Source organism: Pseudomonas farris, from assembly GCF_019145235.1.
Classification (GTDB): domain Bacteria; phylum Pseudomonadota; class Gammaproteobacteria; order Pseudomonadales; family Pseudomonadaceae; genus Aquipseudomonas; species Aquipseudomonas farris.
Genome location: NZ_JAHSTV010000006.1, coordinates 125,441 through 139,237 on the forward strand (window position 1 = coordinate 125,441; position 13,797 = coordinate 139,237).

At 55.3% G+C, this 13,797-nt stretch carries 12 protein-coding genes; 5 read left to right on the forward strand and 7 right to left on the reverse strand.

Going from position 1 to position 13,797, the window contains the following annotated elements; translation table 11 throughout:
* Position 1: 1 nt before the first annotated feature.
* The 4 genes from recG (at position 2) to KVG95_RS14245 (ending at position 4,789) form a co-directional block, all read left to right on the forward strand.
* Positions 2 to 2,077 (forward strand): ATP-dependent DNA helicase RecG, encoded by a 2,076-nt coding sequence (gene recG, locus KVG95_RS14230; RefSeq protein ID WP_217856870.1) that lies wholly within the window; start codon positions 2 to 4, stop codon positions 2,075 to 2,077.
* 78 nt (positions 2,078 to 2,155) lie between these two features.
* Positions 2,156 to 3,556, forward strand: coding sequence for an aminoacyl-tRNA deacylase and HDOD domain-containing protein (locus tag KVG95_RS14235; protein ID WP_217856871.1), 1,401 nt, complete (start codon positions 2,156 to 2,158; stop codon positions 3,554 to 3,556).
* A 214-nt stretch (positions 3,557 to 3,770) separates the two neighbouring features.
* Positions 3,771 to 4,028 carry a hypothetical protein gene (locus KVG95_RS14240; protein ID WP_217856872.1) on the forward strand — a complete coding sequence of 86 codons (258 nt, stop codon included), beginning with the start codon at positions 3,771 to 3,773 and terminating at the stop codon, positions 4,026 to 4,028.
* On the forward strand, positions 4,025 to 4,789 hold the full coding sequence (locus tag KVG95_RS14245) for a Fic family protein (protein WP_217856873.1): 765 nt from the start codon (positions 4,025 to 4,027) through the stop codon (positions 4,787 to 4,789). Before KVG95_RS14240 ends, KVG95_RS14245 begins: the two co-directional genes overlap by 4 nt.
* Before the next feature lie 47 nt (positions 4,790 to 4,836).
* Here the strand turns inward: KVG95_RS14245 and KVG95_RS14250 are convergent, their stop codons facing one another.
* Entirely contained in the window at positions 4,837 to 5,220 is a 384-nt protein-coding gene (locus tag KVG95_RS14250) for a helicase (protein ID WP_217856874.1), read from the reverse strand.
* A gap of 587 nt (positions 5,221 to 5,807) precedes the next feature.
* Between KVG95_RS14250 and KVG95_RS14255 the strand changes: the two genes are divergently transcribed.
* Complete coding sequence (locus KVG95_RS14255; protein WP_217856875.1) at positions 5,808 to 6,188, forward strand: DUF6124 family protein; 381 nt, start codon at positions 5,808 to 5,810, stop codon at positions 6,186 to 6,188.
* Between the two features lie 55 nt (positions 6,189 to 6,243).
* Here the strand turns inward: KVG95_RS14255 and KVG95_RS14260 are convergent, their stop codons facing one another.
* The 6 genes from KVG95_RS14260 to KVG95_RS14285 form a co-directional block, all read right to left on the reverse strand.
* A complete protein-coding gene (locus KVG95_RS14260) occupies positions 6,244 to 6,702 on the reverse strand; it encodes a hypothetical protein (RefSeq protein WP_437180795.1) in 459 nt (152 codons plus the stop codon).
* A 20-nt stretch (positions 6,703 to 6,722) separates the two neighbouring features.
* Complete coding sequence (locus tag KVG95_RS14265; protein WP_217856876.1) at positions 6,723 to 7,715, reverse strand: hypothetical protein; 993 nt, start codon at positions 7,713 to 7,715, stop codon at positions 6,723 to 6,725.
* Between the two features lie 55 nt (positions 7,716 to 7,770).
* A complete protein-coding gene (locus tag KVG95_RS14270) occupies positions 7,771 to 8,319 on the reverse strand; it encodes a hypothetical protein (protein WP_217856877.1) in 549 nt (182 codons plus the stop codon).
* A gap of 430 nt (positions 8,320 to 8,749) precedes the next feature.
* Complete coding sequence (locus KVG95_RS14275; RefSeq protein ID WP_217856878.1) at positions 8,750 to 9,334, reverse strand: hypothetical protein; 585 nt, start codon at positions 9,332 to 9,334, stop codon at positions 8,750 to 8,752.
* Complete coding sequence (locus KVG95_RS14280) at positions 9,321 to 11,711, reverse strand: M23 family metallopeptidase (protein ID WP_217856879.1); 2,391 nt, start codon at positions 11,709 to 11,711, stop codon at positions 9,321 to 9,323. The genes KVG95_RS14275 and KVG95_RS14280 overlap by 14 nt, the downstream gene beginning before the upstream one ends.
* A 40-nt stretch (positions 11,712 to 11,751) precedes the next feature.
* Positions 11,752 to 13,788 carry a type VI secretion system Vgr family protein gene (locus tag KVG95_RS14285; protein ID WP_217856880.1) on the reverse strand — a complete coding sequence of 679 codons (2,037 nt, stop codon included), beginning with the start codon at positions 13,786 to 13,788 and terminating at the stop codon, positions 11,752 to 11,754.
* Positions 13,789 to 13,797 lie beyond the last annotated feature (9 nt).

Here is a 13,797-nt window from a genome sequence, read left to right on the forward strand (position 1 = left end):
CATGACCGAGTTGTCGCAAGTGTCGGTGACGGCACTCAAGGGTGTCGGCGAAGCCATGGCCGAGAAACTGGCCAAGGTCGGTCTGGAGAATCTCCAGGACGTGCTGTTCCACCTGCCGCTGCGTTATCAGGACCGCACCCGCGTGGTCCCGATCGGCCATTTGCGACCCGGGCAAGACGCCGTGATCGAAGGCACCATCAGCGGCGCCGACGTGGTCATGGGCCGACGCCGCAGCCTGGTTGTCCGTCTGCAGGACGGCACCGGCGGGCTCAGCCTGCGCTTCTATCATTTCAGCAACGCCCAGAAAGAAGGCCTCAAACGCGGCACGCGCATTCGTTGCTACGGCGAAGCGCGGCCCGGTGCGTCGGGGCTGGAGATCTACCACCCGGAATACCGCGCCATCACCGGCGACGAGCCGCCGCCGGTGGATGAAACCCTGACCCCGGTCTACCCGCTCACCGAAGGCCTGACCCAGCAGCGCTTGCGCCAGTTGTGCATGCAAACCCTGACCCTGCTCGGCCCCAGCAGCCTGCCCGACTGGCTGCCGACCGAACTGGCCCGGGACTATCAACTGGCGCCGCTGGCCGATGCGATCCGTTACCTGCATCACCCGCCCGCCGATGCCGACGTCGACGAACTCGCCCTCGGTCATCACTGGGCGCAGCATCGGCTGGCCTTCGAAGAACTGCTGACCCATCAACTGTCCCAGCAGCGCCTGCGCGAGAGCATGCGTGCCCTGCGTGCCCCGGCAATGCCAAAAGCCACGAAGCTACCCGTTCAGTATTTGGCCAACCTCGGCTTCACGCCGACCGGCGCCCAGCAACGGGTCGGCAACGAAATCGCTTACGACCTCAGTCAGCATGAGCCCATGTTGCGGCTGATTCAGGGCGATGTGGGCGCCGGCAAAACCGTGGTCGCTGCCCTCGCCGCGCTGCAAGCGCTGGAGGCCGGTTATCAGGTCGCATTAATGGCGCCCACCGAGATTCTCGCCGAGCAGCACTTCATCACCTTCAAGCGCTGGCTCGAACCGCTGGGCATTGAAGTCGCGTGGCTGGCCGGCAAGCTCAAGGGCAAAAACCGCGTCGCCGCGCTGGAGCAAATCGCCAGCGGTACGCCGATGGTGGTCGGCACCCACGCGCTGTTTCAGGAAGAGGTGCAGTTCAAGAACCTGGCGCTGGCGATCATCGACGAACAACACCGCTTCGGCGTGCAGCAGCGCCTGGCATTACGGCAGAAAGGCGTCGGCGGGCGGATGTGTCCACATCAGCTGATCATGACCGCCACACCGATTCCCCGGACGCTGGCCATGAGCGCCTACGCCGACCTCGACACCTCGATCCTCGACGAACTGCCGCCCGGCCGTACGCCCGTAAACACGGTGCTGGTCACCGACACCCGGCGCGTCGAAGTGATCGAACGCGTGCGCGGCGCTTGTGCCGAAGGGCGTCAGGCTTATTGGGTGTGCACGCTGATCGAAGAGTCTGAAGAGCTGACCTGTCAGGCTGCCGAAACCACTTTTGAAGACCTCACCGCCGCCCTCGGCGAGTTGAAGGTCGGGCTGATCCACGGCCGCATGAAGCCCGCCGAGAAAGCCGCGGTGATGGCCGAGTTCAAGGCCGGCAACCTGCAACTGCTGGTCGCCACCACCGTGATCGAAGTCGGCGTCGACGTGCCCAATGCCAGCCTGATGATCATCGAAAACCCGGAGCGCCTCGGCCTCGCGCAACTGCACCAACTGCGTGGCCGTGTCGGTCGGGGCAGCGCCGTCAGCCATTGCGTGCTGCTTTACCATCCGCCGCTGTCGCAGATCGGCCGTCAGCGGCTGGGCATCATGCGCGAAACCAACGACGGTTTTGTCATCGCCGAAAAAGACCTCGAACTGCGCGGCCCCGGCGAAATGCTCGGCACGCGCCAGACCGGTCTGCTGCAATTCAAGGTCGCGGACCTGATGCGCGACGCCGATTTATTACCCGCTGTGCGCGACGCTGCTCAGGCCTTGCTCGAGCGTTGGCCGGATCACGTCAGCCCGCTGCTCGACCGCTGGCTACGCCATGGGCAGCAATACGGCCAAGTGTGAGCACTGCCGCAGTTTCTGGACCCTGGCTTTAAACAAGCTGGTTATACTCCTGCAATTGTTTGCAAACGGATACAGACCATGACAGAAGCTGCCCTCGCCCCCGAAACCCCGCACGCTCCGTCTGTTATTCGGCTGATGCTCGGCAAGCTGGGCATCGCCTACGAAGAAGTCCTCGACCATCACGGCCTGAACGCCGCGCGTAAAGTGCAGGCAGTTTTGCTGGACGATGCCGTCGGCACGCTCATGGTGCTGTTCCCCCAGAGCCAATTGCTGGACCTCAACCGCCTCGCCGAACTCACTGGCCGCCGGTTGACTGCTGTATCCACCGAACGTCTGGTAAAAATGCTCGGCAAACACAGCCTGAGCCTGCTGCCCGGCCTGCCGGCACTTACCAGCTCGCCGTGCCTGTATGAAGAAAGCCTGCTGCGCGAACCGACGTTGCTGATCAACTCGGGCGAGCCGGGGGTGCTGCTGGAAATCTCCAGCGACGCTTTCAAAACCATGCTGACCAAGGCCAGCGCCGGTAACTTCGGCGAAGCCGTGAACCGCATCCGCCCAAACCTCGACCGCCCCAACGATGACCGCGAGGAAATCACCCAGGCCGTGCAAGCGTTCACCGCGCGGCGGATCCAGCAACGTCTGGAAGAGACCATCGAGATTCCGCCGCTGGCCGAAACCGCGCAGAAAATCATCAAACTGCGCGTCGACCCCAACGCCACCATCGACGACATCACCGGCGTGGTTGAAACCGACCCGGCCCTGGCCGCGCAAGTCGTCAGCTGGGCAGCGTCGCCGTACTACGCCTCGCCGGGCAAGATTCGTTCAGTGGAAGACGCCATCGTCCGGGTACTGGGTTTCGACCTGGTGATCAATCTGGCGCTGGGCCTGGCGCTGGGCAAAACCCTGAGCCTGCCCAAAGACCACCCGCAACACACCACGCCGTACTGGCAGCAATCGATCTACACCGCCGCCGTCATCGAAGGCCTGACCCGCGCCATGCCCCGCGCCCAGCGCCCGGAAGCCGGCCTGACCTACCTCGCCGGCCTGCTGCACAACTTCGGCTACCTGCTGCTGGCCCATGTGTTCCCGCCGCACTTCTCGCTGATCTGCCGCCACCTGGAGGTCAACCCGCACCTGTGCCACAGCTACGTCGAGCAACACCTGCTCGGCATCAGCCGCGAACAGATCGGCTCATGGCTGATGCGCTACTGGGACATGCCAGAAGAACTGGCCACCGCCCTGCGCTTCCAGCACGACCCAAACTACGACGGCGACTACGCCGAATACCCGAACCTCGTCTGCCTGGCCGTACGCCTGCTGCGCAGCCGCGGCATCGGCTCTGGGCCGGATGAAGACATTCCGGATGCGTTGCTGGAACGTGTTGGCCTGAGCCGCGACAAAGCCAATGATGTCGTCAGCAAAGTCCTCGAAGCCGAAGTCCTGCTGCGCGAACTCGCCTCGCAATTCAGCCAAGCCTAAAAGCATCGCGGGCAAGCCACGCTGCTACAGGGATCACCTAAATCCCTGTAGCACGCAGCAACCCTTGTTTCAACCCAAAAGTAAGCCAGATACACCACTCTGGGCCTGTTCGGTTGCAAATATTGCCCTGTTTCCACAGATTTTGGCCTTTGAGCCAACGACGACAGGAAGCAAGCGCCCTGCTATGATTTGACGGCAAATAGAGGGCTTTCCGATGACCCAAACAGCTGCTGTCAGTGTTGCAAGCCAAGTTCGTAAGCTTGCGAAAGAAAACAAGGTCACTGCTGAACGTGACGGCATGAGTCGTATGGCCGTGAGCATTACCCGTTTGGCTGGCGATGTCGTCGAGTTGGATGGCATCGAACAGTTGCTCGTCAATCTCAAGAGAAAAGGCGTTCTGAGCAAGTCTGAAATCCTGGCGCTTCAAGGGCGCTATCTTCAGGAAAGGCGTGCACAGAAACGTAGCGCATGACTTTTGATCCGTTCGGCGACTTCGAAACTGCTGGATATCTTCAAAACTCGCTGCAACTGAAAGATCCCACTGAAGTAAAAGAGTCAGAGCATCTTTCGTTCGAATTGAGTATCGAAGATGCGCTTGCCTATTTGGCTAAAAAAAAGCCAATCGATTACAAGACTGTACTCAAAGTTCACGAAATCCTGTTCTCCGGCTTCTATCACTGGGCAGGAAAAGACCGGAACGAGCTTGTCCCTCACCTGGCAGTCTTCAAAGGTTCCCTCGACGATCCCCACAGCACCATCTTCGAGCGCCCGGACTCCATCAAAATGTCTATCGACTATGCGCTAAAGCTAGCAGCAGACAAGAAACGCTTTAGAGCCCATCCCGGCGGAGTGATGGGTCAGCTGGCTTTCGCACACCCCTTCCTGGACGGCAATGGGCGCACGATTCTATTAGTCTTCATGGAACTCTGTTATCGAGCCGAGTTCGCCATCGATTGGTCAAGGACAAGCAAAGACGACTACCTGCGGGCACTCAGCGATGAGATCCGAGAGCCTCGCGAGAGGCATCTCGATAACTACCTCAACCCGTTCGTAGTCGATATATCCAGTCGTGACGAGTGGCCAGAGACCATCGGTGGTATCAGAGGCCTGGATGGCCTGGACAAGGAAGACATCACCTACGAGAACCTGGACAACCCGCAAGTCCAGCAGATCTACAAGACATACCGGACCCAGCCACTCGACGCCCACGGGCCTCCTGAGTCGGATGGCTGAAGAGGCTAGCTTGCTCTCGAAAAATCCCGGCGAGCCACCTCAAAGACTTATGCCTTAGGCTTGGCCTTCCGCGGCTTCAAATACTTGGTCAACCCCTGAAACCAGATCACCAATGCCGGGTTGCCCTTGATCTGAATCGACTTGTCTTGGATCCCCGTCATAAACGCCAACTGCTTGTTCTTCGCCTGCATCGTGGCAAAGCCATACGCCGCGTCCTTAAATGCAATCGCAAACGTCGGCTCGGCATACACGCCCGACTTGCTGGTAATGCGCTGGTCCTTCACAAAGAAATGCCGCGCCACTTTCCCGTCCAGGGTCTGTAATTGGAATACAAGCTCCTTGTCACCCAACTGCTGCTGAAACGCAGGATTAGTCCGACTGGCCTTACCCATCAACAAACCCAGCATCCACAGAAGAAAACGAAATTTCATGCGCACAGCCTCAAGAGAAAAATGAACGGCCGGCGCAGTGTAGCGGCTTCAAGCCAGAACGCCACTGTCGGGTTGCGTTAGAAGAAGATGAACCGCTTTTCCCGCATGATGACCGCCAAGTCACGCTTTCCCGCCTCTACCTTAATCGTTCCCACGCTCCTGCGTGGGATTGCATCCCGTGGCGCTCCGCGTCACACCCAACACCCGCCCTACACCTGAAGAAACACATTCTGTAGGAGCTGCCGAAGGCTGCGATCTTTTGATCTTGATGCCCTCAAACCTCTGGGAAATTTCCTTCAAAACGCCGGGCTGTTCATGAACTAGGCGGCTTGGGCCATCACCGATAACCTCTGTTCGTCACCGCAAAATCGGTGATTCGGACGTGCAAGTCCGGTGGAGTACACATTCGGTTATGGCAATTCATCGAGCGTTTTCCTATGCTCGCGAATCGTTATGGCGGCTGTGTATGGGAGACCTTCGGGTCTGCCGGGTGACTCCACCGGTCTTGCACACCTATACACAGCTGCCACCTCTTTCGAAGTGCACGCGAAATGGTGTCAGCTCCTTAAATCATGGAGTAACACTTAATGATCAAGCCAACACCGAATCCTCCCGAAAACCCAGCCACATCCCCCTACGAATCCTTCGATTCGAAAAAACTCCACGAAGCCGCCGAACGCGCCCTCGACCACCATTTCGCCCCACCGCCTAACGAAAAACCCAAGCGTAAAGGCAAACTCTTCACAGTCTCCCCCGATATCGACACCGAAGCCCTCCTGGCCAACGCCTCCGAAGACCTGAAGTCCATCAGCGCCATCGCTGCCGACCTAGCTGATGACATCGACGGCACCCGCCGCTCAGTCGCCCTGGCGCTCAGCAGAATGGCGGATGGGGTGCAGTTGTTGGTGGAGAGAGCACTGGATCATATTGATTCGCCGAATCCAGCGGAGTATCGGGCGAAGGCATAAAGGGACCACAGAAAGAAAAAGGGGACGTTGAGTCCCCTTTCTCAATGATCTCGACTCACCACTGACAGCCTGTCTCTGGTGACGCCTCCATGCTGATATCTTGATCGAACGAATACCTCTTACCGGATTTGTAATTCGTGTAGTACATCGAGTTTACCCGAGCCCCCTGAGTCGCCCTTTCATACTCCCCCGTCACCACACCGTCAGAAACCTCCACCCAAGTCGTCGTGAACTGATAAGGCCCGCCCTCCGTCATGACTTCTTCCTCAGTGTTCCGATAGACGAGAGGAATGGCCTTCTTCGACTTGCTATACCTAACCCCCGCGCCGCTCCATTGGGTGATCGAGTCGTAATAGGTTCTGAATTCGAAATTGATGTTTTTGCCTTCCAGCGAACGGAAACAAGAAACCTGTGTTGTGACCTCACTGCGGGCCGTCAACGGCAACACCAACAACAGCATCAAAAAAAACTTCTTCACAAATCTCTCTGATCTCGCTCTGTTGAAAACGTCCATACCCATGCTCCCGGGCGTTTCTAAAGCGAATAATCCGTCACCTCTTCAAGACGCCAACACTGCCCACGAACAAACCGATACTCGAATACATAATCGGTATCCGGCTTCTGCAGAATCGCCGTGGCCTGGTTGCCCTGCTCCTGCTTGACGGTCAACGTCAGCCCTTGGGCTTCGCGTTTCACGCGATCCGGAATGAGTGGAAACTTGATCTGGTCACCGCTGACGCTGCTTTTTTGCAACTCGGGCTCCGGATCACCTGCCACGGTCGTGGCCAGTTGCAGAGGCTGTTGGACGAACGCTTTTTGCACGTCTGCACGTTCGGAAAAGGCTGTGAGGAATGTTGAGAACTCGGTCGAAGGACAAGTGACATTGGCCGAATTACTCATGTTGCGCGGATCCTGGTTGATGCCATGTCCCACTTTTGAATCCGCAATAATCTTTGCATCCAAGTCTGCCAGACGCTTTTTAATACTCGCCGCATCCTTGTAAGCACATTCAACATCTACGCCCGCTTCCAGGTCTCGCCCATCGCGACAGTCCTGCAATTCGGGATCTGGCGGGTCACCGCGAAAAAACCGCAACGACAACTGATCCCCGTCCTTAATCAGTGGTAACTCCAGCGTCGAATAGGAGTAGCCCTCGAAACGGGCCGACTCCTTGTTTTTCGTGAGCACATACAGGGACTTCCCCGCTCGCTCAGGAAATTTACGCTCGAAGAAGAACACCGACACTATCTGTTCGCCAATGACCGGCGCTACATAAGTGAGTTCTGGTTTTGTAGCACTCATCGTTGCGTAGAAAACTTCACCATTGGGTACGTACGCGCCTGTCGTCTGACCTTTGAGCGTGTTCTGCAAGAAAAATACCGTGATTTTCTGCTCACCCACCGAAGCCACCACCGATGGATGCATTTGATCGATGGTTTGTAGGTCATTGACTGACACCGGTTGTGATGCAAAACCGATGATTGATACAAGTACGCACACACAACTAAAAAACCTGGCCACTTCCATTCACTTCCCTGTTGATCCACGAGCTGATCATTCTTCAAAGACTTGCGCCGCCGACTTAAGGCCGCTCATAGTTGATCCTTTTAACCGCAGGACTTTCTTCCTGCAGCTGTCTCTTTGTGACACCGTAAGCCTTGATAAGCTCTTCCCAGGAGCCTTTCGAACCAAACGACCGATAGCTATTGCTGTAGCTGTAATGCTCTAACCGTCCGGCCGTCGAGTAGTACCCGCGCCATTCAGGGCAGGATCCGCATCCGCCATAACCGCCAATTGAAACCAGGCTGCCCTTGGTTCCTTTCACGCAATCCATCGCCACCACCACGTTGTTCAACATCTTCGTCTTCGCACCGTCGGACGTGCGCTGTAAAACTTTGCCGATATCACGCCGAAGTACTTTGCCGCCGATGTTGATTGTCTGGTCGGAACAGACCGGGATGACATTGGTTTCCGTGTCTTCCACCGTTACTGTTCGGCAAGACGAGACCAGCACCACTTCGACGCCGCCACACTGCATGACATCGCGCTGGGTATAAGCATCCGCTGGCGCAGCGAAAGCCGGGGACGAGAGCAGCAATGACAGGCCGCCAGCGAAAAAAAGCTGATTCATTGAGTATTCCTTGTCGCCGTTAACCGGCCTGTTGTCCTGCCAGGCACTGTGCGTAGCCTTCGACAAAGCGAGCGTCGCGGGGGAGGGAACGGAGACAGACCACGTTTTTCAGATCATTATTGAAACGTGGTCTGTCCCCATTTCATTTTATTGCTACGGCTCGCCATTGGCGCCGAAACTTCGCCTCCACCGACATCCGCAACCCTTACTAGCAACCGGACTTCAGGATCACGAGCAAAATCAGCCTGGAGTACAGTTGCGACCATAGTGCCCTCTGCTCGAGCAGAGACTGAAGTCAACACTAGGGCAAAAACATAAAATAAATTTAGAACGCGCACGACCCACCCATCAGAAAGAGGAAAACCCGCAAAAAAGACTACAAGGCGGGCTAATTTATTTATTGGCGACCACATCCACACAAGCAACAAATCTAATCATAAATAAACCTGCCCCATTTTTCTTCTATCAATCCAAGCAACACTTTAAAATCCGATATATCAGCCTCATAAAACGCATTACACTGCGAAACAACTACATACTTTGAGTCCATCTGTTTTTCAAGAGTACTGCAAACTACGCCTGCTCCTTCCTCCCCACCCTGCCCCTCATATACGAAATCCTTCATATCCAACAACTTCCAACCAGTTTCCGACAACTTCAGTTTCGCCGCAGCGGACGCATCATTGTAGTGCAAAATCGCTTCTGGATAGGGTAACTCAATCAAGTTATTGTATCGTGACTGTGCGCCATTCCCCACAGCCTTCAACACCAAACCCAGGTCACTGCCACTTACAATATATGTTGGAAGATTTTCAAGATTTGTTTCATAAGAAGGCTGACCGGACGGCGCCAATTTCAATATACTCAGACTATCCTTCGACGCACAACTAACTACCTCAAGCTTAAATCTCAAATCATCAAATGCACAATGCTGCGCTTCAGCAAATACTGAAGTTGAAACAAGCGCGACGCAGAACACCCCTAACACAGAGAAGTTGATTCTATATTTTGTCACTTAACACGCTCCACATAGGCACAAGTGCATTTTGCCTTTCGGCATTGTGTTCTGGAGTACTATTGGGGTTACCTCTATTAATGACGGAGCCAACTACAGTTGAAACAGATGAGCTTGGGCCACCATCCGCGTGTTTACTGATTTTCTCCCTCACCCAAAAGAAACCAGATGCATCGCAAGCATTGTAATCATCTGTGGCGAGAAGTGCCGAATGGGGATCAGTTGTGAAATCTTTCCCTCGGTATTTTTCATAGCTCGTATAGTTTTTTCTTCCCGTAATTTGCAGAAAGCCACGACCATGAAATCTGTCACCATCACCTGCCATACCACCATTCGCGGCGTTTGCCACTCCATTGCCCATCCCAGCAGCCTTAGTTAATACTTGGCCAGGACGCGCTGCCATATAACCAGCTCGGTTAATTGTTGGCTTTGGATTTGGTCCAGGGTTGGGAAGTTCTACTGGCCGACGACCGGATGGTAGATTACGCACTCTAGTAACAGCGTTATCATAATCTTCTCCAGCTTCAGCTGGCGTAATAACCTCATACATTGTTCGGAAGTATCGTGTGCCGCCGATTTCCTCTCGATACCTCCACCACCCTGTTTCTATTCCGACTTGAGAGAAAAAATGAGCCATTCTAAGTTTTGAACTGCTGATCAAGTATTTCGAAAGCATCCTATTCATTTGAACTCTTAAACCAGCAGCGCGTTGCCTTCCAAGTGCATCAGAAGGCTTGAGAACATTTGCCAGTTCATCACTACTAAGCCAACCGCACGATCTGAATACGCGAACAAATTCAAGCGGAGGAAAGTGCCAGTGTTTACTTTCGATACCAGTCAAATTAGCTAGCTCCCAGAATGCTAATTCTTTCTGGTGGCTTTTGATTTTTTCATATTGCTCCTGAGGCATCGGCCCACCATCTCCTACTTTCAGCAACCAGCCATAACGGGTATCAAAGTCGTTCGCCGTCCATTCGGTTGGAAACTTGCATATAAGGCGCTTTAGAAGTTGCTGTGTATCATCCGAACGTAATCGAGACATACTCAACTGACGCTCATTTGTGTAACGCTCTGACAAATTTTGTTTTTCTTCAGCTGAAAGAACTGCGTAACCCGGTGAGTTCGCAATGCTAACAGCATCACCAGCGTCATGTTTAACCGTCTCTGTCCCCAAACCAAAGAGGCTCTTAATGAAATCCGACTGGCAATGACTATCTGTATCCATATCGTCATCAACCAAGCGCCACCCCTGCCAATGAGGGAAATCTGCATCGCTGAATTTAGTCACGCTGTCGGCATTCAAGTTTACCCAACCTGCCTTACTCTGTTCTCCTGCCTTCCCAGGAAACTTGATTTGGCGCCAATGTGCGGCATCAACAGGCTGGAGAGTATCAGGTCCTAGTACACGCCCAAACCGTAGCAACTCATACCCCGCACTAGGAGACTGTGGGTAGTACTGCTTAGCCTTGTCGTAAAGTTTGTACGCATACTCAGCATCCTCCGGTTGAGTGCCAATTTCCTGTCCACTCAAATAAAAGGAAGTCAATTTGCATTCGCCTTTTTCGTAACGCATGCGCACGTAGATACCTTCTTGAAGCATGGATGCTACTGCAGGTTCATATCCGTCCACTGTAGCGGAAGAATCTGAAGACGATGCTGTGCTGCCACCTTCCTGGATCGGCACGGTCACGGGCATGACCGGAGGCCGATAGGCTACCGCAGCATTGTTTAGTGGTTGTCGGCGGTCATTAGGAGGGGCGCTGTAAAGCAAAACTTCCGGTGGTACGAAAAAGTACATATCCCCCCAGCAGCTATTTTTTCGCCCATTTTGTGCTTGATATTTGAGGTCGAGAGTATCCCTACCCGTCAAATTGGCTATCTGACTTTGATCCGCAATAACTTCAAAATGAATCCGCCCCTTGCTTCCGTAAATACTGCCTGCTTCACCAATGGCGTCTTTTCTGCTGATCACTTTTCCTATCTGTGGGCCATTCAGACTGATCTTCGATAGGTGCATATAGATCGAATAGAAGACTACTTTCGACTGTTCTTCCTCGCCAATTTCAGTCTCATGACGCAGGACCACACAACCTTTATCAGTCCATCCCCCACGGAAATTTAGCGGATGAGCCGAGTCTGCGCTCTCAGGAACCGAGTCGCGGAAATACACCAATGTCCCATCGCATATTGCTCTCACAGGCAATACTCGCCCCCCCTCTTGGGGAGCAGTCAAATGGATGCCGCCATGCCAATTCAGGTCAAAACTCAGCGGATAACCACCATCACCAGGAACACCACCCACCATGGCGCGCGCCAGGAAGGCCTCGTCGGTCTCTCCCGCAACTGGAGCTGGAATAAAGGGAGGGCTAATGATCATTCTGAAAAATCCTTGTTCATATTGATGCTTATACGTCCATTCATAACGAGAACGGGTAATCGATAGTTGGCTTAACCTTCTCAGGCACCGCATTCCCCAACGCCTGATCCATCAAACTCCCCGCCTTATCCTTATCCGCCGCCCCCGGCAGCACTGGTGGCTTAATCCCAATCCCGGTCCCATTCCCCGCCGACCCACCCGCATTAATCTTCACCACCGGCCCAACAACCGTCACACCACCGGCATCGAGCTTGATAAAGCTCCCACCGGCCTTGACCGTGAGCTCCATTCCAGCTTCGATAACAATCTTGTCCCCAGCCTTGAGGTGAATCTCTTTCCCCGCACTGGTCAACTGCGCAGTCCCCAACTTCACATGCTGGTTCTGCCCAATGGTCAGGTGATCATCCATCCGCACTTCAGTCTTGCGGTCGGCGATGGTGGTGCGGTGTTCTTCAGCCTTCAGCTCGGTGTAGGTGTTCTTCTCCACGGTATCGTGGCGTTCATTCCCCACCCGAATCCTCTGGTCATGCTCAATGTTTTCATCCCAATCCCGCTGGGCATGGATAAAGATCTGCTCCGCGCCTTTCTTGTCTTCAATCCGCAGCTCATTGAACCCGCCGCCCCCCGGTGAGCTGAGGGTTTTGAACACGGTGCGCGTCTTGTTCGCCGGCAGGTCGTAGGGAACGAGGTTTTCCTTGTGATACAGGCACCCGGTTACCAACGGCTGGTCGGGGTCGCCTTCGAGGAAGGTGACGAGCACTTCCATACCGATACGCGGAATGGCGACGGCGCCATATCGATCACCCGCCCAACTCGAAGAAACGCGCATCCAGCAGCTGGTTTTGTCATCAGCCAAACCTTCGCGGTCCCAGTGAAATTGCACTTTGATGCGGCCGTATTGGTCGCAGTGGATTTCTTCGCCTTTGGGGCCGGTGACCATGGCGGTCTGGCTACCGAGCACGCGGGGTTTGGGGTGTTCCAGGGCCGGGCGGTAGAACACGGCCCATGGGGTGGCGAGGAAGCGGTTGCGGTAGCCCTGGTGGAAGTCGTCTTTGTTGTCGGTGGTGTCGCTGGTCACGCCTTCTTCGAGCACTTGCGGCTGTTTGCCTTCGTGGACGACTTCGGTGAGCAGCCAGAGGTCGTTCCACTCGGTGCGCGGGTGGTCGGAGATTTCCAGGAAGTGACCGCTGACGAGGGTGGTCTGGTCGCCGTGGCCTTCGGCTTGCTGGTAGTCGGCGCGGTGGCGTTCCAAGGCGCGCTGGCTGAGGAATTTGCCGCGTGCGCGGTCGAGGAAGCGGCCGGGGTAGTCGTAGTCTTCGAGGTCCGGCTCTTCGCTCTGAACATCAGGTTTATAGGCAGCTTCCAGTTGCAGACGCGGTTTTTCAAAGTCGTAGTCGCGGCGAGTAGTCCGACTGGTGCGGGTTTCCAGACGCAGTTTGAAGCCTTTGATCACGGGTTCGTCGGCGACCATGCCGCTGCCTTGGACGTAGGCGGTGGGCTGGCCGAGTTTCGGGAACACCGTTTGATCGTCACCGAATACCAATAAATGACCTTTGGAGGTGTGCTGGAAGTGGTAGTGAATGCCTTCTTCTTCGCACAGGCGCTGGACGAAGTGCAGGTCGGTTTCGTCGTATTGCACGCAGTAATCGCGGTCCGGGCACGGCTGGCTCAACTGGAATTTGTAGGCGTTGCCTTTGATGCCGTGTTCTTCGAGGATCAGCGCGATGATTTTCGGCGCCGACATCTGCTGGTAGATGCGCTGGTTGGTGCGGTGATGCAGGTACTGCAGCTGCGGCACCAGGGAGACTTTGTAGCGGGTCAGGCGTTTGCCGGTATCGCCTTGGGCGACGCGGTAGATCTGGCCGTGGATGCCGGAACCCTTCGGGTCGAATGCGAGGAACGCCTGTTTGTGCAGGAGCTTTTCCAGGTCCAGGTCCGGATTTTCGCTGACCAGTTCCAGGTCGAAGCGATACGGCTGGCTGATGCCTTCAGTGCCGGCGAACGACAGCACTTGCAGGTCGCCGGCATAGTCTTCGACTGTGAGGCTGAAATGCGTTTCGTTAGCTGAGTTGAACATTGCTTGCTC

Coding starts and splice junctions, on each gene's coding strand:
- recG (WP_217856870.1), top strand. CDS start 2: ATGACCGAGTTGTCGCAAGTGTCGGTGACGGCACTCAAGGGTGTCGGC.
- KVG95_RS14235 (WP_217856871.1), top strand. CDS start 2,156: ATGACAGAAGCTGCCCTCGCCCCCGAAACCCCGCACGCTCCGTCTGTT.
- KVG95_RS14240 (WP_217856872.1), top strand. CDS start 3,771: ATGACCCAAACAGCTGCTGTCAGTGTTGCAAGCCAAGTTCGTAAGCTT.
- KVG95_RS14245 (WP_217856873.1), top strand. CDS start 4,025: ATGACTTTTGATCCGTTCGGCGACTTCGAAACTGCTGGATATCTTCAA.
- KVG95_RS14250 (WP_217856874.1), bottom strand. CDS start 5,220: ATGAAATTTCGTTTTCTTCTGTGGATGCTGGGTTTGTTGATGGGTAAG.
- KVG95_RS14255 (WP_217856875.1), top strand. CDS start 5,808: ATGATCAAGCCAACACCGAATCCTCCCGAAAACCCAGCCACATCCCCC.
- KVG95_RS14260 (WP_437180795.1), bottom strand. CDS start 6,702: ATGGACGTTTTCAACAGAGCGAGATCAGAGAGATTTGTGAAGAAGTTT.
- KVG95_RS14265 (WP_217856876.1), bottom strand. CDS start 7,715: ATGGAAGTGGCCAGGTTTTTTAGTTGTGTGTGCGTACTTGTATCAATC.
- KVG95_RS14270 (WP_217856877.1), bottom strand. CDS start 8,319: ATGAATCAGCTTTTTTTCGCTGGCGGCCTGTCATTGCTGCTCTCGTCC.
- KVG95_RS14280 (WP_217856879.1), bottom strand. CDS start 11,711: ATGATCATTAGCCCTCCCTTTATTCCAGCTCCAGTTGCGGGAGAGACC.
- KVG95_RS14285 (WP_217856880.1), bottom strand. CDS start 13,788: ATGTTCAACTCAGCTAACGAAACGCATTTCAGCCTCACAGTCGAAGAC.